This window comes from Bradyrhizobium sp. RDI18 (assembly GCF_043203335.1).
In the GTDB taxonomy this organism is placed as follows: domain Bacteria; phylum Pseudomonadota; class Alphaproteobacteria; order Rhizobiales; family Xanthobacteraceae; genus Bradyrhizobium; species Bradyrhizobium retamae.
In genome coordinates, this window is sequence record NZ_JBICRN010000008.1 from 5,968,000 (window position 1) to 5,992,281 (window position 24,282).

Here is a 24,282-nt window from a genome sequence, read left to right on the forward strand (position 1 = left end):
CGATGTCGACGCAAACGAGCTTTGTGACTCCGGAGGCGCCGGTAAAGGCCTATGCGTCAACGGCGGCGGCCATTTCCTCGCTGTCGCGCCGCGAAGCGCGTGAGCATCCGCGGGCGATTGCTTCACCCAAGGATTATCGGACAGAGCCGGGGCCGGTCCGCTTCGTCATCGTCGCGCTTGCCGTCAGCTTCCTCACCATCTTTGTCGTGCTGCCGCTGGTTGTGGTGTTCGCATCGGCCTTGTCGAAAGGGTTTGGCGCTTATTTCGCCGCGCTGGCCGAGCCGGAGGCGCTGTCGGCAATCCGGCTGACCCTGCTGGTGGCGGCGATTTCGGTCGGTCTCAATCTGCTGTTCGGGGTGATCGCGGCCTGGGCGATCGCAAAGTTCGATTTCCCCGGCAAGACCTTCCTGGTCACGCTGATCGACCTGCCGTTCTCGGTCAGTCCGGTCATTTCGGGTCTCGTCTTCGTGCTGCTGTTCGGTGCGCAGGGCTATTGGGGCACCTGGCTGCAGGCGCACAACATCCATATTCTGTTCGCCGTGCCCGGCATTGCGCTCGCGACCATCTTCGTGACGTTTCCGTTTGTGGCCCGCTCGCTGATCCCGCTGATGCAGGAGCAGGGCACGCAGGAGGAGGAAGCCGCGATCTCGCTGGGAGCGTCAGGCCTGCAGACCTTCTTCCGCGTCACTCTGCCCAATATCAAATGGGGCCTGTTGTATGGCGTACTGCTGTGCAATGCGCGCGCCATGGGCGAGTTCGGCGCAGTGTCGGTGGTGTCGGGCCATATCCGCGGCGAGACCAACACCATGCCGCTACTGGTCGAGATCCTCTATAATGAATATCAATTCGTAGCCTCGTTTGCGATTGCCTCGCTCCTGGCGATGCTGGCCCTGATCACGCTGGTCGTGAAAACGGTTCTCGAACGGCGCCTGGACGACGAAGGACAGATTCCAAGGGACAATCCAAGTGACCATTGAAGTCAAAAACATCGTCAAGAAATTCGGCGCGTTCGCAGCCCTCGACAATGTCGATTTGAAGGTCGGCAAGGGCGAATTGCTGGCGCTGCTTGGCCCATCCGGTTCGGGCAAGACCACGCTGCTGCGGATCATTGCAGGCCTCGACTGGCCCGATGCAGGCGAGGTGCGGATCGATGGCGAGGATGCGCTGGGACACGGCGCCAGCGAGCGCCACGTCGGATTCGTGTTCCAGCACTACGCGCTGTTCCGCCACATGACGGTGTTCGAGAACGTCGCCTTCGGCCTGCGCGTGCAGCCGCGCGCCGTCCGCAAGGACGAGGCCACGATCCGTGCCCGCGTCAAGGAATTGCTCGATCTGGTGCAACTCGACTGGCTGGCAAACCGCTATCCCAGCCAATTGTCGGGCGGCCAGCGCCAGCGCATTGCGCTGGCACGCGCGCTTGCGATCGAGCCGCGCATCCTCCTGCTCGACGAGCCCTTCGGCGCGCTCGACGCCAAGGTGCGGAAAGAGCTGCGGCAATGGCTGCGTTCGCTGCATTCGGAAATCCATGTCACCTCGATCTTCGTCACCCACGACCAGGAAGAGGCGCTGGAAGTCGCCAACTGCGTGGTGGTGATGGACAAGGGGCGCATCGAGCAGATCGGCACGCCCGGCGATGTCTATGACAATCCGGCGACAGCCTTTGTCCACGGCTTCATCGGCGAATCCATCGTGCTGCCGGTCGAGGTCTCAGGCGGCTCGGTGCGGCTCGGCGGCCGGCCGCTCAATATCGCCGCCGATGGTGCAGCCTCCGGCGCCTCAAAGCTGTTCGTCCGTCGCCACGACATGCAGATCGGGCCCGCTGGAACCGGCTCGCTGGAGGGCGCGGTGCGCCATGTCCGCTCGTTCGGCCCGATCCAGCGGGCGGAGATCGCCTTGACGGGCGGGGAGGGCAAGACCGTGATCGAGATCGACGCCCCCCGCGACCGGGAACTCCAGGCCGGCGAAATCATCAGCCTGCAACCCCGCCGCTACCGGATCTTTGCCGCGCAGGATTGACGACGAAGTCGTCATTCCGGGGCGATGCGTAGCAGCGAACTATGGTGCGCACTTGCGCACCTGAGAATCTCGAGATTCCCCGGTGCGCAATTGCGCACCTGAGGTCTGGTGCTAGCGCACCATCCCGGAATGACGTCGAAACGACGGCCCGTTCACCATTCAGCCACGGTTGGTATGCAACAAGCGCAGGCTTAGGGGCTTCTTCGGGGGGATTCTTTCAGTGAAACGGGCGACAACCGCCATTATCGGCCTATTGCTGCTTGCCGGCTGCTCGGCAGACGTCAAGATTCCGGAACAGCCGGCCATGTATCTCGACATGGCCCAACCCGGCGCCACCCTCGACCCTGTGGCGGCAGCGATCCTGATCTCGCAATATCGCCAGAACAACGGCCTCGGCGCCGTCGTGGTCGACCCCGATCTGATCAAGCTGGCGGAGCAGCAGTCCCAGGCTATGGCGGCCCGCAACAAGATGGACCACAATGTGAAGGGCCCGCTGGAGAAGCGGCTGGGGGCCTCAGGCTATCCGGCGAAGCTTGCCGTCGAGAATATCTCGGCCGGCTATCACACGATGGCGGAAGCCTTTTCCGGCTGGCGCGACTCGCCGCCGCACAAGGCCAATATGCTCAAGAACGGTGTCACAAAATTGGGCATCGCCGCGGTTTATGCTCCAAACACCAAATACAAGGTGTTCTGGACGCTGATCCTTGCATCGACCTGAGGCACCGCCGGATGCGGGCTTCGACGTCTCACAAGGCGATAAACTCGGCGTGATCCTTGCTTCGATCCTGCCCGATTGACGCCGTCGCGAACTGCCGCCACGGTGCCCCGGTCATTGTCCACTAGCCGACGGTCACGATGGATCATTCCGATATTGCGCCGGCAACCACGCCCGCGAAAGCGCAGCGTGTGCTGGTCCTGCAAGGCGGCGGCGCGCTCGGCTCCTATCAGGCGGGTGCCTTTCAGGCGCTGTGCCGCTCGGGGTTCGAACCCGAATGGATCGCGGGCATTTCGATCGGCTCCGTCAATGCCGCGATCATTGCCGGCAACGAAGGTGAAAAGCGCGTCGATCGGCTGAAAGAATTTTGGGAGTTGGTGTCATCTCCGGTGCCATGGAAGCCCGTCGCATCGGGCGACCGCGCGCGCTCGCTGTTCAACGAGACCAGTGCCGCGCTGATTGCGACCTTCGGCGTACCGGGCTTCTTCACGCCGCGCATACCGCCCGCACCCTTGTGGCCGCCGGGCAGCCGGCAATCGCAAAGCTATTATGACACCGCGCCGCTGAAGAAAACGCTGGAGCGGCTGATCGACTTCGACCGCATCAACGATCTGAAGACGCGGCTCAGCGTCGGCGCGGTCGGGGTAACCTCGGGCAACCTGAAATATTTCGACAATTTCGATTTCAGGAAGCGCGGCAAGAAGATCGGCCCGGAGCACATCATGGCCTCCGGCGCGCTGCCGCCCGGCTTTCCTTCCATCGAGATCGAAGGCGAGCACTATTGGGACGGCGGCATCGCTTCCAACACGCCGCTCGATTATGTGCTGGGCGAGGAAACCAACCGCGATCTCCTGATCTTTCAGGTCGATTTGTTCAGCGCGCGCGGCGAATTGCCGACGTCGCTGCTGGAGGCCGCGGAGCGCGAAAAGGACATCCGCTACTCCAGCCGCACCCGCATGGCCACCGACAAGAACAAGCAGGTGCACAACGCGCGGAAGGCGCTGCGCGAGCTGCTCGGAAAGCTGCCCGATGATCTCAAGAACGATCCGTCGGTGGCAGTTCTCTGTAACGCGGCCAAGGAAAACACCGTCACCGTCGTGCATCTGATCTACAAGAGCAAGAACTACGAAACGTCATCCAAGGATTACGACTTTTCGCATGTCGCCATGGTCGAACACTGGAACGCAGGCGTCCGCGACGTTCATCTGTCGATGCGTCACAAGGATGTGTTGGAGCGTCCGCAATCCGGCCAGACCATGATGGCCTACGATATGACGGGGGATGTTTCGAAGACCGCCGCAGGCAAGCAGGAGTGAATGGAATGGGTACGTTAAAAGGCAAGACCGCTGTCGTGACCGGCTCGACCAGCGGCATCGGATTGGCTTACGCGCGCGCTTTTGCCGCCGCCGGCGCCAATGTCGTCCTCAACGGCATGGGCGTGCCGGCCGATATCGAGCGCGAGCGTTCCGGCATCGAGACCGACTTCAAGGTCCGCGCCGTGCACTCGCCCGCCGACATGACCAAGCCCGCCGAGATTGCCGAAATGGTCGCGCTTGGCGAGAAGACGTTTGGTTCGGTCGATATCCTCGTCAACAATGCCGGCATCCAGTTCGTGTCGCCGATCGAGGAGTTTCCGCCCGAGAAGTGGGAAGCCATTATCGCCATCAACCTGTCGTCGGCGTTCTACGGCATCCGTGCCGCAGTCCCCGGCATGAAGAAGCGTGGCTGGGGCCGTATCATCAACACGGCTTCCGCGCATTCGCTGGTGGCGTCGCCGTTCAAGGCGGCCTACGTCTCGGCCAAGCACGGCATTGCCGGTCTCACCAAGACCGTGGCGCTGGAGCTTGCGACGTTCAAGATCACCTGCAACTGCATCAGCCCCGGTTATGTCTGGACGCCGCTGGTGGAAAAGCAGATTCCCGACACCATGAAGGCGCGCAACCTGACCAAGGAGCAGGTCATCAACGACGTGTTGCTGGAGGCGCAGCCGACCAAGGAGTTCGTGACCTCAGAACAGGTCGCCGCACTGGCGCTGTTCCTGTGCAGCGACGATGCCGCCCAGATCACCGGCGCCAATCTGTCGATCGATGGCGGATGGACCGCGGCATAAGGCAAATAGAGAGCAGGCCCGGGAAGCGCGCCTGGAGCCCGGTTCTGATTGAATCAGAACCGGGCTCCAGGTTTTTGTTTTGACGCGTTTTCTTGACGCGAACCGGTGTCCACCCCGAATCAAGTCCGGGGCAGGCTTTCGCTGGAAAACGCGCTAATGGGCGACGCTCCCGGTCACGGCTGCGATACTCGCCTGCGAAAAATGCAGCTCGTTGAAGCCGAGCTTGCTGGCCACCAGAATCAGGACTGAGGCCAGCACCACCCTCAGCACCGTCTCCGGGACGCGAACCGCGCAGTAGCTGCCGATCACGATGCCGGGCAAGGATCCGACCAACAGCACGCCCATCAACGCCCAATCGACCGAACCCAGCGCCCAGTGTCCGATGCCGGCCACCAGCGTCAGCGGCACCGCATGTGCGATGTCGGAGCCGACAATGGTCGCCATCGGCAGGCGCGGATAGAGCAGTAAGAGCGCGGTGACGCCGACGGCGCCGGCGCCGACGGATGAAATCGAGACCAGCACACCGAGCGCCACGCCGACCATCACGGTCGCGCGGCCGGTCGCCGCGGCATCGTACCCTTCCATGCGCCGGCGATAGTGATCCATGATCGCCCTGCGGAAGATCAACGATGTCGCCGTGAGGAGGAGCGCGAAGCACAGCACCAGATTGACCAGGCTGCGCGCGGCCTCCCCCTTGAGTTCGAGTTGCCACAGCACGAGCAAGGTAACGACGCTTGCCGGGATGCTGCCGCTGGCAAGGCGCATCACTGCCGGCCAGTGGATGCTGCGTGCAAAGCCATGCACCAGGCTGCCGCCCGTCTTGGTGGCCGCGGCATATAGAAGGTCGGTGCCGACAGCGGTCGACGGGTGGACGCCGAATAGCAGAATCAGCAACGGCGTCATCAGCGAGCCGCCGCCGACACCAGTCATCCCGACCAGCAGGCCGACGCCGAATCCCGAGGCAACGTAAAGTGGATCAATCATTTCCGGGTGCAAGTTCCATTTGGCATGTGCGGGTGTATATCAACGCAGGGGATAAGCGTCCTATCGATGGCGGCGCATCGGGTGAAATAAGAATATTTCATGCGCACATCGGAATCCGGTGGTTGTTTTCCCCAATTTGGCGGTGCAGAGCGAAACCGGTATCCTGCCTCGCCGGCGCTGTCGGCCGCCCAGGCGGCCGCCTTCCAACCGCTCCAGTCGCCTCCAGGATCAGCGCTTCCCGAACGCGAGCACGTGCAGTCCGAGCCGCCGGCGCACGATCCAGAACAGGAGCGCCGTCTCGAACGTCAGCGAGATCGAGGTCGCGGCCGCGGCGCCATGGCCGCCGAAGTGGGGCACCAGGACGACGCACAGCACAACGTTCATGACGAAGGCGAGCGCATAGGCCAGCGCGCAGATGTGTTGATGGCCGAGCATGTTCAGGAGCCGCTCGACCGGGCCGATGGCGGAACGCACCACAAGGCCAATCGCTGCAATGAACATGATGTCATAGCCGACGACGAATTGCGGTCCGAACAACGACAATAGCGGCTTGCCCAGCGCCAGCAGCAGAATGGTTGCGCCGAGCGACGGCCAGAACGTCCACTGGATCGCATGCGCCACATAGGCCGACAGCCGCGGCTTGTCGCCCTGCGCGTGATACTCGGCAAAGCGATGCGCAGTCGAAGCCCCCATTGCGTAGTGAATGAAGGAGACCAGCGCCAGCGTCTTCACTACGGCAAAGTAGACGCCGACCTCTTCCGAGGAGCGGAATTGCTGCAGCACCAGTACGTCGGTGTATGACAACAGGAGATAGAAACTCTCCACCAGCAGGATCGGCAGCGAGACCGCGAGCCAGCCGCGGAAGTCGTAGGCTCGGGGGCCGGGCTCGATGTGGCCGCCGAGCTTGCGATTGAGCACGATCATCTGGCCGATCATCGCGATCCATACCGCCGCGGCGCTGGCCCACATCGCGGCGGTGGCGCCGAGATTGAAGCCGAGCACGAAGGCGCCGGCGGTCAGGCCAACGATCAGCGACTGGCGCACGATGAACTGCGGTACCAGGCCAAGCCGCATCCAGTCGTGCGAGCGGGCGATGCCGTCCTGGGTGTTGGCGACGACGAACGCCGGCAGTGTCAGGCAACCGATGTAGAGGGGGACGATCGCGTTGCCGTCGATCCACGGCGACAGTCCCTTCACCGCGCCCGCCAGCAGCAGCGAGACGATGGAGGAGACTGCGAACGTCATCCATCGGCTGCCGGAGAGGAAGCCGCGCAACAGCGCGTGTTCGCCGCGTGTACGATATTCCGGAATGAGCTTCTGCGCGGATGCCGAGATACCGAAATCCATCATGCTGCCGAGCAGCAGCACCCAGGTCCAGACATAGACATAGACGCCGTAGTCCGAGCCGCCCATCCAGCGCGCCAGCAGGATCTGCGAGAAATAGGCAAGCGCTGCGCTGAAGACGCGGATCACGAAGATCGTGCCGGCCAGCCGCCTTGTAACGGAGGCTTCGCTGGAGCCGCCAAGCAGCCCACGCAGGCGCGCAATCACGCCGGCAGGCGGAGCGGTTGCGGATTGCGAATCCATTACGGCCACAACGGTACATCCCCGAAACGTGCCGCGAGGTGGCGGCGACGATCGGATGTATCAACCATTCGTTAAGATTCGGTTGGGTGTGCTGCCGCCTGGAGTTGCGAACCGACGAAGTCAGGAACAAAACGGCTGAGCCGTCGTTTGATGCCGCGGAGCCATCGCCCGCCGTTCACAACGGCTCATGTCGCGGGTAACCAAAGGCGATGGCTGCCGTCCCACCCGAACAGCCCGCGTGTCCGGGCCGCGAGATGGATGACCCGAACGATCTGGTCCTGGCCATGTTGGGATTGGTGATCGCTGCCATCATGCTGGTGGCCGGCGCTCTCTATCTCATCAACGCGCCCGATCCCCATACCGACCCACAGGCCCCCGCCAGCCGTGCAGGTATCCCCGGTTTCGTAGCTTCATGCTGGTTGGCCCCGGGGGTTGGCGGAACTTTTCTGGCTTTTTATAACTTGAGCTTCGGCCGCATGGTGCGGCCGGGGAGGAAAGATATGAAACTACTGCTTGTCACTGCTGTAACGATCACCACCGCGCTGGCTGTCAGCCCGGCTTCTGCCCAGAAGGCTGCTGCCCAGAAGACGGGTTGCACAAGCGAAAACATGGCCAAGCTCGTCGCGTCCGGTAACACTATGCCTGATAGCCCCGGCAAATTCGCGATGCTGAAAGAGATGGGCGCGGCGAATGCCGCCATGTCAAAGGGCGACATGCGTGGCGCTTGCAAGAGCTATATGCGCGCTCAGCAAATCAGCGGCCAGAAGAGCTAGGAGGACACACGTTGCTGAAGAGGAGAGCTGCCAAGCGCCGGCTCTCCTCTGACTGGAAAGCGTCGCTGCACCGGGCGGAAACACATTGCGGCATCGTGGCGCGGCTGAGCACGTCGGCAGGGACGGCAGGTCGCGTCAATTCAAACTGACGTTGAACTCGTAGGCCCGGTCGCCGCCGACCAGCGTCAGTTTGAGTGCGGCGCCTTCCGGACTGGCGCCGGGTGGCAGGCCGTCGAGTTCGAAGGCAAAGCGTTTGACGCCGGGCGGGCCTTGCTCCACCAGCTTGGGAACCGGCAACGCCCAGTCGGGCGTCGGCCCCTCGGCGAACAGGTTGACCTCCCTGGCCTCGGGCGCGGTCACGTCGACCAGCACGTTCTTTCCCTCGCGCTTGACGTCGCGGATGGTCAGCGGATTGGGGTCCCCGACATTGGCCGGCTTCGGCACCGCATTGAGCGCATCGGACAGGGTGCCGTCCTCGGTGCTTGCTACGCTGGCAAAAGCGAGTTCGGCATGGGCTTCGACGGGAATGCAGAGCTTTTCGCAAACCGCGTAGCTGATGTGGGTGCGCAGCGTCACCGGCTTGTCGGCATTCTTGGCGACGATCCGCAACGGCAGCACGACCTGTTGCTTGTATCCCAGCGCGGTGCCGCCTGCGCCGTCGTCGAATTTCATCGGCGCCGGCCACAGCACCGTCACGGCTTCGACATTGTCGGATTTGGAGAAGTCGAAGCGCGGTGGCACGCCGGAATCCCCGGGCGTCCGCCAATAGGTCTTCCATCCCGGCTGCAACTGGATGGCTACGCCGCCGAGCAGCACTGCGCCGCTGCGTGATCCCGCCAGCAACCGTACCGCGGAATGGGCGTCGTGTTGCCACGGCGAAGCATCCTGGGCGCGAACTTGCGACGCCGCACACGCGACGCTCAAGGCGGCGACGCCGAGTGCGGCGCGCAGGGGAACTAGGACGCTCATGGCACGTCTTTACAGGCAAGTTTCGCGGCAAACCATTGAATTGCGTGTGATCGGCAGCCGAATGATGCCGGAAGCTTGATTGACAGAAACCGCACCCGATATCAGGATATGAACCTGCAAGAGAAAGGCCTTTGCGGATGAGCCCTGAAGGCAAGACATCGAAGCCTGTCCGCCGCAAAGCCGCCGGCTTTGGCGATAATTCGTCCGGCGAGGGCTATCTGGACGGCCGGCTGCTGATCGCCATGCCGGTCATGGGCGATCCGCGCTTCGAGCGCTCAGTCATCTACATGTGCGCGCACTCGTCGGAAGGGGCGATGGGCATCATTGTCAACCGTCCGGCCGGCAGCATCGACTTTCCAGGACTGCTGGTGCAACTCGATATCATCGAGAGGGCCGACCAGATCACACTGCCGGAAAACGCCGAGACCATGCAGGTGCTGAAGGGCGGCCCCGTCGATACCGGCCGCGGTTTCGTGCTGCATACGAGCGATTTCTTCATCAAGGACGCGACGCTGAACATCGACGAGGGCATCTGCCTGACCGCGACGGTGGACATCCTCAAGGCGATCGCCAAAGGCACCGGCCCGAAGCACGCCATACTGGCGCTCGGCTATGCCGGCTGGGCGCCCGGGCAGCTCGAGGACGAGATCCAGCACAATGGCTGGCTGCACTGCGACGCCGACCCGGATCTGATCTTCGGCGACGACGTCGACGACAAATATCTACGTGCGTTGCGCAAGATCGGCATCGACCCCGGCATGCTGTCGAACGAGGCCGGGCACGCGTAGGCGTCTCGTCGCGGACGTTGCCACAATCACCGCGTCGTCCCTGCGAACGCAGGGACCCATAACCCCAAACGTTTGCGGTCAGGCAAGTTGGGGCTCCAGCTCTTCTCAGCAATTCACAGTGGTGGTTATGGGCCCCTGCTTTCGCAGGGACGACGTCGATTTTGTGGCTACTTACTCCGCGGCCTGCTGCGTCACCGTCGGCTCGGTACCGGCAACCGTGGCGCGGCGCATGTCGCGGGGCTGCGACTGGTCGTAGCGCCGAACCCGGTGCATGGTCTGGCGATTGTCCCACATCACGAGGTCATGCACGGTCCATTTATGGATGTAGACGAATTCCTTCTGCGTGGCGTGCTCGGTCAGGTCGCGCAGCAATAACCGCGCCTCGGGCATGCTCATGCCCAGAATCGCGCCCGCGTGCGATGACAGATACAGCGACTTGCGGCGATGCACCGGATGCGTCCGCACCAGCCGCTGCAGCACCGGCTTGAACATCTCTTTTTCTTCGTCGGTATAATCCAGGAAGCCGAGCGAGCCGCGCGAATACATCAGCGAATGTTCGCAGATCAGGTCCTCGATCTCGGCCTTGGTGTCGTCGTCGAGCGCGTCATAGGCCGCGCGCATGTCGGCGAATTCGGTGTTGCCGCCCTTCGGATTCACCACCCGCGCCGACAAGAGCGAGAACTTCGCCGGGATCGGACGAAACGAGCTGTCGGAATGCCACAGGCAATTGCCGAGGTTGAACAGATGTGCGCGGCTGTCGCGCGGCAATGGCTTGCCGTCCCTGCCGAGATTGGAGACGTCGTTGAGGCCGGTCGAGAGGCGCAGATCCTGAGGCTTGACGATATTGCCGCCGCGAGCGTCTTCGCGCTTGCCGAAATTCAGCGCAAATGCGAGTTGCTGTTCGTCCGTGATGTCCTGGTTGCGGAACAGCAGCACGGCGTATTTGTCCATGCCGGCTTCGACGTCGGCTGCTTCCTGCGGCGTCAGGGGTTTTCGCAGATCAAGCCCGGATACTTCACCGACAAAATGCGGATGCAACTGCCGGATTGCGATCGCCATGGCGTCTCTCCCGAAAGCGGCGGACGATTTTGCCCGCTCTGTTTGTAAGAAAAATTACTCCCCGAAATGTCCAAGTCAACGCTGCGGACGCATGCCCGCTACGCGTTTCGCGCCATCAAGCCGCCATCGACCGGGATCACCGCGCCGGTCAGGAACGAAGCCGCCGGCAGGCAGAGGCTCAGCGTCATGTGCGCCACTTCCTCCGGCTCACCGTAGCGGCCGAGTGCGGTGCGGCGCTTGGCATAAATCGTCTTGTGCTCTTCGGAAATTCGCTCGGTGATCGCGGTGCGGATCGGGCCCGGGCAAATGCAGTTCACGGTGATGCCCTCGCGTCCGAGCTCGACGGCGAGCGAGCGCGTCAAGCCGGTGACGCCGGCTTTCGCCGCCGAATACGGGCTGTGCAGCGCGGTGGCGCCGAGCGCCTCGGTCGAGGCGATGTTGACGATCCGCGGGCATTTCGATCGGCGCAAATGCGGCAACGCGGCCCGGATGATACGTGGATGCGCGGTCAGCATCGCGGCCAGCGCCCTGTCCCAGGCGGCTTCATAACCTTCCTCGTCGATCGCCACGCGCACGGAGATGCCGGCATTGTTGATGACGATGTCGAGGGAGCCGAAATGTGCGGCAACGTCGTTGACGACCTTGGTGATGTCGCCGGGATTGGTGACGTCGAGCGTCCACGCTTTCGCCGCGCCGCCATTTGCTGCGATTTCGCTGGCAACCGCCTGGGTCGATTCGGCGTTCAGATCGGTAACTGCAACATTGGCGCCCTCGGCCGCGAACACCAGCGCCGTGGCGCGGCCCATGCCGCTGGCAGCACCGGTGACGAGAACGGTCAGGCCTTTGACCGAACGACTGAGCTCTTTGAAATCTGACATGATGGGATCCGGACAGCGATGCGCTTTGCAGGATTGACAAGGCTGGCACCGATCCGCACACAGGTCAACGAAGCGGAGCGAGGTGCAACCGTGACCGATACTGGCGGGGCGCAGATACGTCTCCTGGAGCTTGCCGACGCGGCCCTGTACCGAGAGATCCGGCTGGAAGCGCTCGAGAAAAATCCGGAGGCGTTCGGCAGCACGTTTGAGAGAGAAAATGCGCAACCGCTATCGTGGTTCGAAGCGGCCATCGGACGGGCGGATATCTTCGGCGCATTCCTTGACGGGAAGCTTGCCGGAATTGCCGGATTTTCCACGCAGGAAGGCTTGAAGCAGGCACATAAGGGGCGGCTTTGGGCGATGTATGTTCGAAACACCGCGCGAGGTTCGGGTCTTGGAAAGTTGCTTGTCGCGGCCGTTCTCGACCATGCGCGCGGGCGCGTGGAGATGGTTCAATTGACTGTCGTGAGCGATAACGAAGCGGCGCGCCGGCTTTACAGCGCCATGGGCTTTGTCGAGTACGGCTATGAACAGCGAGCCCTCAAGCAGGGTGGGCGATATTACGACGAGGTTCTGATGGTCAAATTTCTCGACGAGGGGGCCGCGGGTTCGGCCCAAGCCATGCCGTGAGTCTTGATCTCTCCCTGACCAAGCCATCCTGATTGAAGTGATGAACACAAAAGTGTGCCCATGAATCTTCGAATGCCATTTCCATGTCACCCGTGACCGACGTGGTACCTAGCCCGATTTCTGCGTAGGTAAACTCGAAACTGCCGCTGGGACGCGCCAGCGCAATGTGGAATGGTTGACCAGTAAACTCGTTGATCTTCGGCCTGCCGGTGCTCCGCATGACGCCTTGTATCTCTACCCTTGCGGTTCTGAGCTCCAAGTCCGCATCGAGATCAATTGGCAGGAACAACGTCCCGCAAAACTCCGAGCATGTGGACCCGAATACGGCGAAGAAATTGCTCAATGGTTGGCATGCGTCGCCTGAGATGATTGCTTCAAGCGCGATTCGTTGAGCTTCATCTGCACGCTCGTCGATTACGATCTGGCGCCGCCCGTTTCCGTCCTTGATTTCGCCGGGCCACTTGTACAGCGCCGCCCAGTTCAAGCCTGAGAGCGGCGTATCGTTGAAGTGGCCTTCGACGATGGTGCCGACGAAGGCCGACTGACAATAGCCGTGAGTACTCGGCAGGTTGAACTGGCAACCGCAATTCATGGCGCAATTGCAGTTATCGTAGGTTTCGCTCTTGAACAGCCATTGATCCGCCATCTCACTGCGCCTTTCCGAAAGCGATGACGCTCAACTCGACTTTGCGCGAGCTTCAAGCCGGAACGAAGCGATAGGCGCCATCCTTGCGCTCGACGAAGCCGGTGCCAGGGAACGGCAGGTGAGCACCGATCAGCCGGCGCTTGTCAATGACGAGTCGATCAAGCAGGCGCAGGCGGGTCGAGATGCCGCGATCGGGCTCGTGGTCGACTGGCACTGGCCACGACGGATGCTGGAACGAGATCACAGCGTGCGTAAGCGCGTCCGCAACGACGACGAGACCATCCCCACCGGCGATTTCGACCGAGATGTGGCCCTGCGTATGCCCTGGCGTATCGATGACCTGCACGCCACTGACAATCTCATCGCCATCCCGTACCGTCCTTATCTTGTCCTTGACGTGCGAGAAATGGTTCTTGGCGCCATTGGTGATGCGATCGCTGGTTGCCAACACTGCCGGCAACCTTCGCATCGCATCCGGGTCGGTCCAAAGGTTCCATTCGACGGCCGAGACGAGATAGCTCGCGTTCGGATAGATCGGGTTATCATTGGCGTCGAGGATGCCCCAGAGGTGGTCGGGATGGCCGTGGGTCAGGACGATCTTGGTCACGGCCGCAGGTGGGATGCCAGCAGCTTTGAGGTTCTCCGCAAGCTTTCCCGCCGTGGGCTGATGGCGCGGGCCGGTGCCCGCGTCGACCAGGATCACGTCAGACTGGCTACGGATCACCGCGACAGTGTTCACGAGCTGGAGCCGTTCGCCGGTTTGTCCGGCTGCGTTCAGGGCGGCTTCGCGCTCGGCGGGCGGAGAACCCGGCGTCACGAGGAAATCCGCTGGAAGGAAGAAATAGCCGTCGCTTACGACCAGCGTCTCGAGGCTGCCTGATTTGTGGACCGGTACCGTATGGGCGGCTGCTGTTGTCGGTCGCAGCGATGACACGCACGTAGCTGCAGCCAGAGCCGCTGCAGCCGATTCACCCAGAAATTGGCGACGAGCTATTCTGTGAACATGCCCTGCAGCCACGACGTTTCCCTCCTTGATGGACCACCCTATCGATAGGCACGGCATCGATAGGCACGGCGCCCGTTGGGCGCGAAGCTTAGCTGGCGCATTTGGGTGCTGGATATCCGATTGCCGCCGGAGCCTATCCGGAAAGCGCGTAAAACGTGGAAATCGCCCACGGAAAGCGCCAACTGTCATTATCCAAAAACTGCAAGAATGATCGGAGCATTGCCGGCCCGGTGCCCATGCCGCGGTATGCGTGGTATGCTCGATCAACACGGAGGCGAGCATGCAGCTTGGCACAGCGCCGCTTCTGGAGAAGCTGCCCATCTTCCACAGCCGCAATGTGGAAGAGACCGGTGCATTCCTGCGCGCGAAAGGCTACCGCTTCGACATCGCGGGGCGGCAGGCTCGCCTGCTCGATACGCGCCTCAACGGCCTTTACATGCCGGGCTTCTACATGGGTTACGTGCAATACGGCGGCGCGTCGGTCGTCCTGTCTCCGAGCCCCGCCCGCACGGCCACCTGGATCCACCTGCCGCTTCGCGGGCAACTTGAAGCTACCATTGGCCGTGACAACGTCGTTTGCAATCCGAACCTCGCCACGATCATCTCGCCGATGCGCGAGAGTTGTCGGCTGGTATCGGAGGCCGATAGCAGCCGCATTCAACTATCTTTGACCAAATCCAGCCTTACAGGCCAGCTTGCGGCCCTACTCGGCGAACCACCAACCGCTCCCCTCGACTTTGCGCCCACCATCGACCTCGCCACCGGGTACGGCCGCAGCTTGGCACGCTACGTGCTGACGGCCGTCGCGGACCTGGAACAGGCGGGATCGGTGCTCTGGAGCCCGACGACGATCAGCACATTCGAGCAGTTCATTGTCACGGCATTGCTGGTGTCGCACCCGCACAATTACAGCGCCGCACTGCGACGTCTCGAGAAGCCGATTGCTCCGCGTGACGTGAGGCGCGCGATCGACTACATTGAGGCCCATCTCGACCAGGTGGTTACAGTGGCCGACCTCGCTACGGCCACCGGCGTTGCAGGCCGAACACTCTTTAAACACTTCAGCGATTTCAAGGGCGTCTCCCCCATGCGCTACCTGCGGAACGCCCGCTTGCGGCAAGTTCGCCAAGCCCTGCTGCGGGCCGATCCGGAAGCGAATGTCACCGAGATTGCCATGAGCACGGGGTTTACCCATATGGGCCGGTTCTCGGTCACGTACCGCGCGCACTTTGGGGAAAGTCCATCGGAGACGCTAAGAGATGGCAGGCCGGTGCAGCAGCCTCGGAAGCAACCGTAGTCTCAAAAAGCTCGAGGTCCGCAATTGCGTTTGCTGAGTTCGCTCAATCCACCAAAGCAACCAGGTAGGTTCGTGTTGAGGTCTCCTAATGACCCCGAATCGTGCTGAGCTGGAAAACTAGATGCTTCGCATCTCTTACAAAGCCCTTCTCCGTGCAATCGCCATTGCTCATGGCCTTTTGGATTTATGAGTACGCCCTAGAACGCACAAAAAAGGATCGCGAGCGATGAACGAACTGGATTTCAGCGGCAGGCAGGTGCTGGTGGTCGGCGGCTCCAGTGGGATCGGCAATGGCATCGCGCAGGCGTTCCGTGCCAAGGGCGCGCGTGTCGCCGTCTGCGGCACCCGCGAAAGCGCCGCCGACTATTCGCCCGACGAAGGCTCGCTTCTCGACGGGCTGGAGTATTTTCAACTCGACGTCAGCAACGCGCAGGCCATTGAATCCTTCCAGCCATCCTTCACGAAACTGGACGTGCTGGTGCTGGCGCAGGGCGCGGTGATCTACCGCCGCGGCGAATTCGAGATGGATGGCTTTCGCAAGGTGGTTGAAATCAACCTGATGAGCCTGATGGCCTGTGCGACAAAATTCCATGCGATGCTGAGCGCCAGCAAAGGCGCGCTCATCATCGTCAGTTCGACCGCCGCCTATCACTCGACGATGGGCAATCCGGCCTACAACGCCTCGAAGACCGGCGCGGTCGGGCTGACGCGCACGCTCGGCGAGGCATGGGCCGGAGACGGCATCCGCGTCAACGGCATCGCGCCCGGCCTGGTCGACACCAAGATGACCAAGGCGACCACCGCCAATCCGAAACGCCTCGAAGGCGCGCTCGAGCGGATCCCGTTGAAGCGGCTCGGCACGCCGGCCGACATGGCCGGTGCGGCACTGTTCCTGGCCTCGCCGCTGTCGTCCTACGTCATCGGCCAGACTATCGTGGTCGACGGTGGTCTGATCCTGTAAGCCCGGCATCTTGATTAGAAGTGCGTTTCGATCGCGGTAGGAACCCGAACGGGGTCTCTCCGGTTACGTCCTCAGAAAACAGGAGTGACCGCGATGGACAAGGATCGGATTGCAGGCTCGGCCGAGGATTTTGCGGGTAAGGTCGAAAGCACCGTCGGCGACATGGCTGGCGATGCGAAGACGCAAGCCGAGGGCCGCGTGCGCGAAGCGGCCGGCACAGTGCAAAATCTCTACGGCCAGGCCAAGGACGCCGCTCGCGACGCCACTGACACCGCCGTCAGCTATGCCAAGGACGCCATTGAGCACAGCGGCGACACCATTCGTAGCGGCCAGCAGACGGTAGCGAAAACCGTGCAGGAAAATCCGCTCGGTGCGCTGTTGGTCGCAGCCGGAATTGGCTTCGCGCTGGCGCTGTTGATGACGCGCCCGCCGCGCCGCCCGCCACCGCGCTGGCGCTATTACGGCTGACTTCATCCCGAGAGGAGCGGCCTCTTGGCCGCGTCGCGAAGGATGGCGGCATCGGGGCTTCATGGTTCGCGCGGCGATGTGAAGCAGCGTCCGCAGACGCGCGAAGACACGCTGCTCACCATGACGATAGCTAAATCACCGCGTGAAATTGCCCGGCGGAACCTCTGCCGAGCGTCCGACATTGCCCGGCGGGCGCGGCGCGCCCGGAAGAGCAGCGGGTCCGCGCGGCGGTGCAGCCGCGGGTGGTGCAGGCGGTCGCGGCGCCGCACCGAAACCGCCGAAGAAGTCACGCAGTGACGGACCGTTGTTTTGCGCCGGGCGGATCTGCATCGGCGGCGGCGGTTGTCTCTTCTGTTGCTGCAGCGTTTGCTGCGGTGGCGGCAGTAAAAGCTGCTTCTGTGGCGGGGCGGCTGCCGCGGTCCCGCTCGGTGAGGCGGCCGCCATCGGCGTATCGCCCTTCGCCGGCTCGCGGCCGATCTCGCGACGAGGCCATACGTAGTCGTCGGCGCGGCCGGCCGGCGCGGCCAACGCTTCACCCTTCACCAGCGTGCGCGCGGCGAGCGCATCGACCGCTGCCGGACGCGAGCCGGGACCGCCGAGCAACTGATCAGTGCCGACTGACGAGGCGACCAGCGGCATGACCGGTCCGGCCAGCGGCCGCGGCGCCGGCTGGCCGGGCGCGACATTGGCCTCCGGCGTCGCCGGCTCGATCGGCACCGCGATCGGCCCGGAGCGGGCGGCCAGCAGGCGAGTCACCTCGCGCTCGACATAGTGTGCGAGCTTGCGCGCGCCGGGCTTGGTGAAGAAGACGCCGTCGGCCGTGCGGAGCTGGCGGATCTGGCCTTCGAAGTCGGGACCTTTCTGCAGGAACCGGCCGGCTTCATCGACAAAGCCATCCCAGATATCGACATAGGTGATGCCAGCCTTGCCGGCGCCGTCGCGATACAGCGCGTCGAGGAACAGCATGTCGGCCGTTCCCTTTTGCCCGCGGATCGCCGGCAGGCCGACCCATAACACCGGGACGCCCTTGGATTTCAGCACGCCGATCAGCTCTTCAATCTTCTTGGTGTAGAGTTCGACCCAGCGCTCGTCGCGGAATTCGTAAAGCCCGCCGCCAGATCGCGCGGGTGCGGCGTTTTGTGGCGTGTCGCTATCGGCTGCATCGTCAGGCGACAATTCGGCATCGGCCGGCTTATCGTCGCGCTTTGCCGTGTCAGCCGAGCCTTCCGGCTTCTTTGCGTCCGCCGGCTTGGTATCTGTCTTGGTATCTGTCTTGCCTCGCGCGTCCTTCTTGTCTTCCTTCTTGTCGGCCTTCTTCTCGGTGACCGCCTCGCGGATGGCCTGGCGGTCGTGGAGGCCGAGCATGACGACGATGGCATCGGGCTTTTCGGTGGCGAGGATGCCCTTGGCGGCCGCGGTCCAATCGGCGGGCTCGCCGCGCGGCTGATACTTGATCAGGCCGGAGATGGTCTTGTGCTTGCGGATCACGCCCATGTCGGGCTGCTCGGAATAGGCGTCTTCCAAGCCATAGGCGAGCCAGTCGGCCATGGCGTCGCCGAGCACCAGAACGTTACGTTCCGGGACCGTGTCTCGCTTGGCGGGCGCGGGCGCGCGGGAGAAGTCCTGGCGCGGCGCCTGCGGGGCCTGCTGCTGGAATGGCGAAAAGATATCGCCGCCGAACCAGCCGCGCTGCGGCGCTTGCCGCTGCGGCGGCCCGCCAAAGCCGCCGAAATTGAAAAACTGCGCCGATGCGGGTCCCACGATCCCGATCAGGAGCGCGATCGCAACCGCCAGCGCCACCAGTGGCCCGGTCTCGGTAAACACGCGCAAGAAGGACGTTGGCTTTCGCATCCGGCTCGGTCGCAAATGGATCGTGAAGCGTCAAATATAGCAGCGGAATCGGGCCGCAAGCGGGCAGATTTCACATCCCATAAACCGAGGTTCCAGGCCCAGCGTCAAGGCTTCTGCCGAATCGTGGTTTTCAGGGGCATTTGAGCGCTGAAAACAGGTCTTAACGGCCCCGCAGCCGCTCCAGCACGTCGGAAGAGGCAAATCCGTCCGCTGGCGCTCCGATCGAAGCCTGGAAGCTGCGGAGCGCCTCCCGCGTCTGCCCACCGAACTGGCCATCCGGCGTGCCCTTGTAGAAGCCGCGCTGCGCCAGGAGCTGCTGCAGTTCCAGTCGCTCCGCCCGCGACAGCACCCGTTCCTGCCGCGGCCAGGGTTGCACGAACGGCGGCCCGCCGCGCAGGCGGTCGGCAAAATGGCCGATCGCCAGCGCATAGGCCTCGGCCGGGTTGTATTTCATGATCACCCGGAAATTCTGCAGCATCAGGAAGCCGGGCCCCTGCATGCCGGCCGGCGCCAGCAGATAGGCCTTCTCGGTTGTGTCGGGAAACGGCTTGCCGTCGGCCCGCTTCAGTCCCTGGCTCTGCCACTGCGCAATCGTCATCGCCTTGGACTTGTCCGCCAGCATGAAATTAAAGCCCTCCGGCAGCACCACCTCGTAACCCCAGCTCCGGCTGGTCTGCCAGCCGTCTTTCTTGAGGTTGTTGGCGGTGGAGGCGATCAGATCGGCGACGTTGTCGACGACGTCGCGGCGGCCGTCGCCGTCGGCGTCGACGGCATAGCGCTTGAAGGCGGTCGGCATGAACTGCGTCGGCCCGAACGCGCCGGCCCAGGAGCCGCGCATCTGTTCGGGTCTGAGATCGCCGCGGTTGAGGATCTCGATCGCGGTGAGGAATTCATCCTTGAAATAGGCCTGGCGGCGGCCGATGCAGGCCAGTGTCGCGGTCGATCGCACGACGTTGCGGTCGCCCACTTGCGTCGAGTAGTTCGATTCGATGCCCCAGATCGATGCGATGATGTAGCGGTCGACGCCATAGGCTTTCTCCACCGCGTCGAATTGCGGCTTGTATTGGGCGAGGATCTCGCGGCCCTTGGCAAGGCGGTTGTCGTTCACGAGGATATCGAGATAGTCCCAGATCGCCTTGGTGAACTCGGGTTGCGCGTCCATCAGGTCCATGATGCGCAAATCAGGCTCGAGGCCGGTGGTGAAGCGCTCGAAATTTTGCTGGGTGATGTTGCGCCGCGCAGCATCCGGCCACATCGAGGCGACGCAATTTTGAAAATTCGCCGCCGCCTGCCGGATCGCGGACGCCGTCATCAGCGGATGGCCGGAGGCGCCGTCTTCTCCGCTCCAGGGCGGCGGACTGCCGTCCGGGCCGGGCGTGGCCTGCTGCGCCGCGCCCTTCTGCCCTGAGAAGATAGTGCCGAAAAAGTTCGAAACCCCGTTGCCGGCGGATTGGGCTTGCGACTGGCCGCTGGAACACAACAGCGCTGCGGCGATTAAGATCGCGCCGGTTCGATTACTCGTCACTCGTTCCAAGAGGCCCATGCCGTACCCGTCCATCGAAACCAACCCCGTGCCAGAAGGCCCTGACACGGTTTCCAATAGCTTAACAGAGCGGATTTTGTTGTCGCGCCCGGCGCGCGCAAGGGGAGGTGCAAGGGGAGGTACAAATCGGGCGGGAACGCCACCATACATCCGCCTTTGTTCAAGGGTGCAAACCGGCTATCAACGTGCAATCAAAGCACTTTCCTCATTTCCAAATCTCAATATCAAGGCGCCCGACATCCCATGAAAATCCGTAAAGCCGTCTTCCCGGTCGCCGGCCTCGGCACCCGCGTCCTGCCCGCCACCAAGGCGATGCCGAAGGAAATGCTGACCATCGTCGACAAGCCGCTGATTCAATACGTGGTCGACGAGGCCAAGGAGGCCGGCATCGAGCATTTCGTCTTCGTCACCGGGCGCAACAAGGGAGTGATCGAAGATCATTTCGACCGGATGTTCGAGCTCGACACCACGCTCGCCGCGCGCGCGGCAAGAAGGCCGAGCAGGACATCCTGGCGCGCGACCAGCCCGAAGCCGGCGCCATGAGTTTCACCCGCCAGCAGGCGCCGCTCGGCCTCGGTCACGCGGTCTGGTGCGCGCGCGATATCGTCGGCGATGAGCCGTTCGCCGTCGTGCTGCCGGACGAATTGGTGCTCAACAGCCCGGGTTGCCTGAAGCAGATGATCGAGGCCGCAGCGAAACTCGGCGCCAAATCCAATCTGCTCGCGGTGGAGGCGGTGCCCGACGATCTCACCCACCAGTACGGCATTTGCGGCGTCGGCAAGCGCCTCGCCAAAAACATGTTCGAGGTCGACGGCATGGTGGAGAAGCCGCCGAAGGGCACCGCGCCGTCAAACCTTTCGATCACCGGGCGCTATATCCTGCAGCCGGACATCTTCAAGATCCTCGAAACCCAGGAGCGCGGCGCAGGCAACGAGATCCAGCTCACCGATGCGATGAAAGCTCTCGCCAAGACGCAAAAGTTCTTCGGCGTGGAATTCGAGGGCGAGCGGCACGACTGCGGCTCGAAATCCGGCTTCCTTCGCGCCAACATCGCCTACGGCATGGCCCGCCCCGAGCTGCGCGACGGCCTGCGCGCGGAGATGAAGAAGTATCTGGAGAAATGAGGGCGGGGTGCCGCTGCTCATTCCGTCATTGCGAGGAGCGATAGCGACGAAGCAATCCATCGTTCCGAATATGCTGGTGCATGGATTGCTTCGCTTCGCTCGCAATGACGGTGCTGGCGTAGATATTCAAGCCACCAGCGCAAGCTGCGGGATGGCGGCGACCACCGACTGGTTGCGGCCGTTGGCCTTGGCCGCATAGAGGGCCTTGTCGGCCGCTTCGATCAGATAGGACCAATCGATCGCTGCCGTGGGCGTCATACTCGCCACGCCGATACTCACCGTCGTCACGCTGGGGTCTTCGGCCCATTGTTCGACTTTGAGGCGGATGGTTTCGGCGACGGTGAGCGCTTCCACCGCCGAGAGGCCAGGCAGAAGTACCGCGAATTCCTCGCCGCCGTATCTGGCCGGACAGTCGCCGGCCCGCCCCACCGAATCCGAAATGCAGATCGCGATGCCGACCAGCACCTGGTCGCCGGCCTGATGTCCAAACGTGTCATTGTACGATTTGAAATGATCGGCATCGATCATCAGCACCGCGACGGGGGTCTGGTTGCGCGTCGCCCGCCGCCATTCCAGGTCGATCTCGGAATCGAATTTGCGCCGGTTCTTCAGGCCGGTGAGCGCGTCGGTGGTCGCAAGCTCTTCCAGCTTTTCCTCTGCCTCGGCGCGGCGGCCGATCTCGCGCGCGAGGAACAATGTGGTGCCGAGCACGAACAGGATCAGGGCCACCATGACCGCGCCGATCCGGATCACTTCCCGGTGCCAGAGGCTCAGGATGCTCGCCAGCGGTTTTCCGACTACGACAAAGAACAGGCTCGTATTGGCGCTTCGAACGTAAAGCCGCGGTGTCGAGTCCACCGGTCCGACCCCGGTGTAGGAACCGCCTTGCGTCAGATTTGCCGGATTCCAGTTTCTTCGCTCTGCCAGATTTTTGCCGACGATGTCGAGGTCGAATGGCTTGCGCATGATGATCGTCCGGTCACGGCGCAATACCGTGATCGTATCGGTGGGATCGAGTGTCAGCCGCCCGAACAAATCGTGGAAATAGCTGAAGCGGATCGAGCCCACGACCACACCGAGAAAACCACCATCGGCGTCGGTGATGCGTCGGCTGAGCACGATCGAATAGGCGCTGCGATGCAGCATCGGACGGCTCATGTACAAGCCCACGTCGGGCTTGTCGCGATGGACGAAGAAGTATTCGTCATCGCTGCGATCCTCCGGCACGGGGTCGAGGCTTGCCGCATCGATGGTCAGCTTGCCCTGCGCGTCGAACACCTGGATCGCGCCGAAATGCCTGGCGGTGGCGGCATGATCGAACAGAATCAGATGGCGAATCTCCTTGCTGACCTTTTCGATCTCCGGCATCACCAGATTGGTGGCGACATTGCGCAGCGACAGATCGTAGAGTTCGATATTCCGGCTGATATCGGCGTCGATGCTCGAGGCCAGATTTTCCAGCGTCTGCCGCGCCAGCTCTTCCTCGCCGCGGCGCATGTCGAACATGACGCTGGTGCAAATCGCGGAGAAGCCGATCACGGCCGCGACCGACGACGCGATCAGCAGCTTTACCGACAATCGCCAGGGGCGGCGGCCGGAGTCTTTCCTGAACCAACCCTTTCTGGCTACGTTGCTTTGCCGCTCGAATAGCATTCATCCGCTCCAAGCCTTCCGGTATGCGCCGGATAAATTGTTGCGGTCTTAAGCGGCGACGGCGATATGGTAGACAGTTAACATTCGGTTGCCGGCGCCGACGGTTTTGTGCAATTCGCTCAAGAGGACACGCGTGAACGTTTACGATCCGTTGCGGGACTATCTGAAGGCGCAGACACGTGCCGAATTCGTGCTGAGCTTCGAAGAGATCGAGGAGATCATCGATGCGGCGCTGCCGCGCGCCGCGCACCGTGCGTCATGGTGGGAGACGTTGCGGAGCCCGCAGGAGAAGATGCCGCAGCGCGAGGCCTGCCTCGAAGCCGGCTACATCGCAACGCGGCAGGCGGATGGAACGAGCGTGAAGTTCAAGAGAATGCCTCAAGACCGCCGTCGTCCCCGCGAACGCGGGGACCCATAACCACCGGGCGTTGTTGTAGCGAAGGCAACTGGCTCCATCATTTCACGGAAAAGCCGCGGCGTATGGGCGCCTGCCTTGCTAACGGTGCGGATTTCGATCTCCGATCTGTGGAAGAATAGCGGGCATTACGGCTTCAGGCAGCATCAGCGATCACCGGCTTGATCTTTTCCAGTTGCTTGCCGAGCTCGCGCTCAGCCGTCTGCACGTCATAGGCGTTCTGTAGGTTAAGCCAGAGCAGGGCTGACGTATTGAGCGCCTTGGACAGCCTGAGAGCCGTATCCGCCGTGATGTTGGTGTTTTCGCTCGCAATGCGCTCGATCCTGGTGCGGGGGACGCCGCACGCTTTCGCCAGCGCACCTGGCGAGAGCCCGAGCGGCTTCAAGAACTCTTCTCGGAGAACTTCTCCGGGGTGCATCGGTGCCAGTTTCTTTGCCATGTGCGACTTCTCCAAATCTGGGGCCTGCCCTTCGGCAGTCTCAGTGTGGCTAGTGGTAGTCCGTGAATTCGACGTCTTTCGGTCCGTCCTTGGTCCAGACAAAGCAGATGCGGAACTGATCGTTCACGCGAATCGAGTGTTGTCCGTCCCTGTGACCCTTCAGGGCTTCCAGCCGATTTCCTGGAGGGGAACGAAGGTCTTGCAAGGAAATCGCCGCGTTCAGGTACTGAAGCTTGCGGCGGGCCACCTTGAGCAGATCGGCCGGAAAGCCCTTTGTCGTTTCGCCTTCGAAGGCGGCACGGGCCAGATCATTCTTGAAGCTCTTGATCACAAGCCCTTACGTATCACGTATTGATACAGAACGCAAGGA

The 24,282-nt window shown here is 62.6% G+C and carries 24 protein-coding genes and 1 pseudogene; 13 read left to right on the forward strand and 12 right to left on the reverse strand.

The genetic code is table 11. The annotated features are described in order from the left end of the window. Nucleotides 1–2: 2 nt before the first annotated feature. The 5 genes from cysW (at nucleotide 3) to ACFXS9_RS37815 (ending at nucleotide 4,841) form a co-directional block, all read left to right on the forward strand. A complete protein-coding gene (cysW, locus tag ACFXS9_RS37795) occupies nucleotides 3–977 on the forward strand; it encodes a sulfate ABC transporter permease subunit CysW (protein WP_392698311.1) in 975 nt (324 codons plus the stop codon). Next, nucleotides 967–2,016 carry a sulfate/molybdate ABC transporter ATP-binding protein gene (locus tag ACFXS9_RS37800; protein WP_392698313.1) on the forward strand — a complete coding sequence of 350 codons (1,050 nt, stop codon included), beginning with the start codon at nucleotides 967–969 and terminating at the stop codon, nucleotides 2,014–2,016. Before cysW ends, ACFXS9_RS37800 begins: the two co-directional genes overlap by 11 nt. 220 nt (nucleotides 2,017–2,236) lie before the next feature. Further along, nucleotides 2,237–2,734: a CAP domain-containing protein gene (locus tag ACFXS9_RS37805; RefSeq protein WP_392698314.1), complete on the forward strand. Its 498-nt coding sequence runs from the start codon at nucleotides 2,237–2,239 to the stop codon at nucleotides 2,732–2,734. Between the two features lie 137 nt (nucleotides 2,735–2,871). Next, nucleotides 2,872–4,047, forward strand: a complete 1,176-nt coding sequence (locus ACFXS9_RS37810) for a DUF3734 domain-containing protein (RefSeq protein WP_392698316.1) — start codon at nucleotides 2,872–2,874, stop codon at nucleotides 4,045–4,047. Nucleotides 4,048–4,052: 5 nt separating this feature from the next. Next, entirely contained in the window at nucleotides 4,053–4,841 is a 789-nt protein-coding gene (locus tag ACFXS9_RS37815) for a 3-hydroxybutyrate dehydrogenase (protein ID WP_028349284.1), read from the forward strand. 153 nt (nucleotides 4,842–4,994) lie between these two features. On the opposite strand, the gene ACFXS9_RS37820 is transcribed toward ACFXS9_RS37815, so the two are convergent. Together ACFXS9_RS37820 and ACFXS9_RS37825 are read right to left on the reverse strand one after the other, a co-directional pair. Continuing rightward, complete coding sequence (locus ACFXS9_RS37820; protein WP_392698318.1) at nucleotides 4,995–5,825, reverse strand: sulfite exporter TauE/SafE family protein; 831 nt, start codon at nucleotides 5,823–5,825, stop codon at nucleotides 4,995–4,997. 228 nt (nucleotides 5,826–6,053) lie between these two features. Beyond that, on the reverse strand, nucleotides 6,054–7,412 hold the full coding sequence (locus tag ACFXS9_RS37825) for a polysaccharide biosynthesis C-terminal domain-containing protein (protein ID WP_392698320.1): 1,359 nt from the start codon (nucleotides 7,410–7,412) through the stop codon (nucleotides 6,054–6,056). 254 nt (nucleotides 7,413–7,666) lie between these two features. Here ACFXS9_RS37825 and ACFXS9_RS37830 point away from each other — a divergent pair, with 254 nt between their 5' ends. Beyond that, nucleotides 7,667–8,185 (forward strand): hypothetical protein, encoded by a 519-nt coding sequence (locus tag ACFXS9_RS37830; protein ID WP_392698322.1) that lies wholly within the window; start codon nucleotides 7,667–7,669, stop codon nucleotides 8,183–8,185. 135 nt (nucleotides 8,186–8,320) lie between these two features. Here the strand turns inward: ACFXS9_RS37830 and ACFXS9_RS37835 are convergent, their stop codons facing one another. Continuing rightward, complete coding sequence (locus ACFXS9_RS37835; protein WP_392698323.1) at nucleotides 8,321–9,154, reverse strand: protein-disulfide reductase DsbD domain-containing protein; 834 nt, start codon at nucleotides 9,152–9,154, stop codon at nucleotides 8,321–8,323. Nucleotides 9,155–9,291: 137 nt separating this feature from the next. On the opposite strand from ACFXS9_RS37835, the gene ACFXS9_RS37840 reads away from it, so the two are divergent. Beyond that, on the forward strand, nucleotides 9,292–9,942 hold the full coding sequence (locus tag ACFXS9_RS37840; RefSeq protein WP_392698325.1) for a YqgE/AlgH family protein: 651 nt from the start codon (nucleotides 9,292–9,294) through the stop codon (nucleotides 9,940–9,942). 171 nt (nucleotides 9,943–10,113) lie between these two features. On the opposite strand, the gene ACFXS9_RS37845 is transcribed toward ACFXS9_RS37840, so the two are convergent. Further along, nucleotides 10,114–11,001: a TauD/TfdA dioxygenase family protein gene (locus ACFXS9_RS37845; RefSeq protein ID WP_392698327.1), complete on the reverse strand. Its 888-nt coding sequence runs from the start codon at nucleotides 10,999–11,001 to the stop codon at nucleotides 10,114–10,116. 98 nt (nucleotides 11,002–11,099) lie between these two features. Then, a complete protein-coding gene (locus tag ACFXS9_RS37850) occupies nucleotides 11,100–11,879 on the reverse strand; it encodes an SDR family NAD(P)-dependent oxidoreductase (protein ID WP_392698328.1) in 780 nt (259 codons plus the stop codon). 18 nt (nucleotides 11,880–11,897) lie between these two features. Between ACFXS9_RS37850 and ACFXS9_RS37855 the strand changes: the two genes are divergently transcribed. Continuing rightward, a complete protein-coding gene (locus ACFXS9_RS37855; RefSeq protein ID WP_392698330.1) occupies nucleotides 11,898–12,509 on the forward strand; it encodes a GNAT family N-acetyltransferase in 612 nt (203 codons plus the stop codon). Here the strand turns inward: ACFXS9_RS37855 and ACFXS9_RS37860 are convergent. Continuing rightward, nucleotides 12,460–13,155, reverse strand: coding sequence for a DUF1326 domain-containing protein (locus ACFXS9_RS37860; protein ID WP_392698331.1), 696 nt, complete (start codon nucleotides 13,153–13,155; stop codon nucleotides 12,460–12,462). The two genes, ACFXS9_RS37855 and ACFXS9_RS37860, sit on opposite strands and share 50 nt — an antisense overlap. Nucleotides 13,156–13,207: 52 nt before the next feature. Beyond that, nucleotides 13,208–14,089 (reverse strand): MBL fold metallo-hydrolase, encoded by an 882-nt coding sequence (locus ACFXS9_RS37865; RefSeq protein WP_392698333.1) that lies wholly within the window; start codon nucleotides 14,087–14,089, stop codon nucleotides 13,208–13,210. Between the two features lie 352 nt (nucleotides 14,090–14,441). Between ACFXS9_RS37865 and ACFXS9_RS37870 the strand changes: the two genes are divergently transcribed. The 3 genes from ACFXS9_RS37870 to ACFXS9_RS37880 all read left to right on the forward strand — a co-directional run bounded on the left by ACFXS9_RS37870 (nucleotide 14,442) and on the right by ACFXS9_RS37880 (nucleotide 16,887). Then, nucleotides 14,442–15,458 (forward strand): AraC family transcriptional regulator, encoded by a 1,017-nt coding sequence (locus ACFXS9_RS37870; RefSeq protein WP_392698335.1) that lies wholly within the window; start codon nucleotides 14,442–14,444, stop codon nucleotides 15,456–15,458. Nucleotides 15,459–15,684: 226 nt separating this feature from the next. Then, nucleotides 15,685–16,419, forward strand: coding sequence for an SDR family NAD(P)-dependent oxidoreductase (locus ACFXS9_RS37875; RefSeq protein ID WP_392698337.1), 735 nt, complete (start codon nucleotides 15,685–15,687; stop codon nucleotides 16,417–16,419). Nucleotides 16,420–16,512: 93 nt separating this feature from the next. Beyond that, on the forward strand, nucleotides 16,513–16,887 hold the full coding sequence (locus tag ACFXS9_RS37880; RefSeq protein WP_334372693.1) for a CsbD family protein: 375 nt from the start codon (nucleotides 16,513–16,515) through the stop codon (nucleotides 16,885–16,887). A 135-nt stretch (nucleotides 16,888–17,022) separates the two neighbouring features. On the opposite strand, the gene ACFXS9_RS37885 is transcribed toward ACFXS9_RS37880, so the two are convergent. Together ACFXS9_RS37885 and ACFXS9_RS37890 are read right to left on the reverse strand one after the other, a co-directional pair. Beyond that, a complete protein-coding gene (locus tag ACFXS9_RS37885; RefSeq protein ID WP_392698339.1) occupies nucleotides 17,023–18,738 on the reverse strand; it encodes an SGNH family hydrolase in 1,716 nt (571 codons plus the stop codon). Nucleotides 18,739–18,898: 160 nt separating this feature from the next. Beyond that, nucleotides 18,899–20,281 (reverse strand): lytic murein transglycosylase, encoded by a 1,383-nt coding sequence (locus ACFXS9_RS37890; protein ID WP_392698341.1) that lies wholly within the window; start codon nucleotides 20,279–20,281, stop codon nucleotides 18,899–18,901. A gap of 243 nt (nucleotides 20,282–20,524) precedes the next feature. On the opposite strand from ACFXS9_RS37890, the pseudogene galU reads away from it, so the two are divergent. Continuing rightward, a pseudogene (galU, locus tag ACFXS9_RS37895) lies at nucleotides 20,525–21,405 on the forward strand (UTP--glucose-1-phosphate uridylyltransferase GalU). A 126-nt stretch (nucleotides 21,406–21,531) separates the two neighbouring features. On the opposite strand, the gene ACFXS9_RS37900 reads toward galU, so the two are convergent. Beyond that, the gene (locus ACFXS9_RS37900; protein ID WP_392698343.1) at nucleotides 21,532–23,058 is read right to left on the reverse strand and encodes a diguanylate cyclase; all 1,527 of its coding nucleotides are present in this window, start codon (nucleotides 23,056–23,058) and stop codon (nucleotides 21,532–21,534) included. 133 nt (nucleotides 23,059–23,191) lie between these two features. Here ACFXS9_RS37900 and ACFXS9_RS37905 point away from each other — a divergent pair, with 133 nt between their 5' ends. Next, nucleotides 23,192–23,476, forward strand: a complete 285-nt coding sequence (locus tag ACFXS9_RS37905) for a hypothetical protein (RefSeq protein WP_392698344.1) — start codon at nucleotides 23,192–23,194, stop codon at nucleotides 23,474–23,476. 133 nt (nucleotides 23,477–23,609) lie between these two features. Here ACFXS9_RS37905 and ACFXS9_RS37910 read toward each other — a convergent pair whose 3' ends face one another. Both ACFXS9_RS37910 and ACFXS9_RS37915 read right to left on the reverse strand, forming a co-directional pair. Next, entirely contained in the window at nucleotides 23,610–23,912 is a 303-nt protein-coding gene (locus ACFXS9_RS37910; protein WP_213286917.1) for a HigA family addiction module antitoxin, read from the reverse strand. A gap of 49 nt (nucleotides 23,913–23,961) precedes the next feature. Further along, the gene (locus ACFXS9_RS37915) at nucleotides 23,962–24,243 is read right to left on the reverse strand and encodes a type II toxin-antitoxin system RelE/ParE family toxin (protein WP_392698346.1); all 282 of its coding nucleotides are present in this window, start codon (nucleotides 24,241–24,243) and stop codon (nucleotides 23,962–23,964) included. Between the last annotated feature and the right edge of the window lie 39 nt (nucleotides 24,244–24,282).

What these genes read in the sequence shown, in the direction of transcription:
- cysW (WP_392698311.1), top strand. Translation starts at nt 3, where the DNA reads ATGTCGACGCAAACGAGCTTTGTGACTCCGGAGGCGCCGGTAAAGGCC.
- ACFXS9_RS37810 (WP_392698316.1), top strand. Translation starts at nt 2,872, where the DNA reads ATGGATCATTCCGATATTGCGCCGGCAACCACGCCCGCGAAAGCGCAG.
- ACFXS9_RS37815 (WP_028349284.1), top strand. Translation starts at nt 4,053, where the DNA reads ATGGGTACGTTAAAAGGCAAGACCGCTGTCGTGACCGGCTCGACCAGC.
- ACFXS9_RS37820 (WP_392698318.1), bottom strand. Translation starts at nt 5,825, where the DNA reads ATGATTGATCCACTTTACGTTGCCTCGGGATTCGGCGTCGGCCTGCTG.
- ACFXS9_RS37825 (WP_392698320.1), bottom strand. Translation starts at nt 7,412, where the DNA reads ATGGATTCGCAATCCGCAACCGCTCCGCCTGCCGGCGTGATTGCGCGC.
- ACFXS9_RS37830 (WP_392698322.1), top strand. Translation starts at nt 7,667, where the DNA reads ATGGATGACCCGAACGATCTGGTCCTGGCCATGTTGGGATTGGTGATC.
- ACFXS9_RS37835 (WP_392698323.1), bottom strand. Translation starts at nt 9,154, where the DNA reads ATGAGCGTCCTAGTTCCCCTGCGCGCCGCACTCGGCGTCGCCGCCTTG.
- ACFXS9_RS37840 (WP_392698325.1), top strand. Translation starts at nt 9,292, where the DNA reads ATGAGCCCTGAAGGCAAGACATCGAAGCCTGTCCGCCGCAAAGCCGCC.
- ACFXS9_RS37845 (WP_392698327.1), bottom strand. Translation starts at nt 11,001, where the DNA reads ATGGCGATCGCAATCCGGCAGTTGCATCCGCATTTTGTCGGTGAAGTA.
- ACFXS9_RS37850 (WP_392698328.1), bottom strand. Translation starts at nt 11,879, where the DNA reads ATGTCAGATTTCAAAGAGCTCAGTCGTTCGGTCAAAGGCCTGACCGTT.
- ACFXS9_RS37855 (WP_392698330.1), top strand. Translation starts at nt 11,898, where the DNA reads ATGCGCTTTGCAGGATTGACAAGGCTGGCACCGATCCGCACACAGGTC.
- ACFXS9_RS37860 (WP_392698331.1), bottom strand. Translation starts at nt 13,155, where the DNA reads ATGGCGGATCAATGGCTGTTCAAGAGCGAAACCTACGATAACTGCAAT.
- ACFXS9_RS37870 (WP_392698335.1), top strand. Translation starts at nt 14,442, where the DNA reads ATGCAGCTTGGCACAGCGCCGCTTCTGGAGAAGCTGCCCATCTTCCAC.
- ACFXS9_RS37875 (WP_392698337.1), top strand. Translation starts at nt 15,685, where the DNA reads ATGAACGAACTGGATTTCAGCGGCAGGCAGGTGCTGGTGGTCGGCGGC.
- ACFXS9_RS37880 (WP_334372693.1), top strand. Translation starts at nt 16,513, where the DNA reads ATGGACAAGGATCGGATTGCAGGCTCGGCCGAGGATTTTGCGGGTAAG.
- ACFXS9_RS37885 (WP_392698339.1), bottom strand. Translation starts at nt 18,738, where the DNA reads ATGCGAAAGCCAACGTCCTTCTTGCGCGTGTTTACCGAGACCGGGCCA.
- ACFXS9_RS37890 (WP_392698341.1), bottom strand. Translation starts at nt 20,281, where the DNA reads ATGGGCCTCTTGGAACGAGTGACGAGTAATCGAACCGGCGCGATCTTA.
- ACFXS9_RS37900 (WP_392698343.1), bottom strand. Translation starts at nt 23,058, where the DNA reads ATGCTATTCGAGCGGCAAAGCAACGTAGCCAGAAAGGGTTGGTTCAGG.
- ACFXS9_RS37910 (WP_213286917.1), bottom strand. Translation starts at nt 23,912, where the DNA reads ATGGCAAAGAAACTGGCACCGATGCACCCCGGAGAAGTTCTCCGAGAA.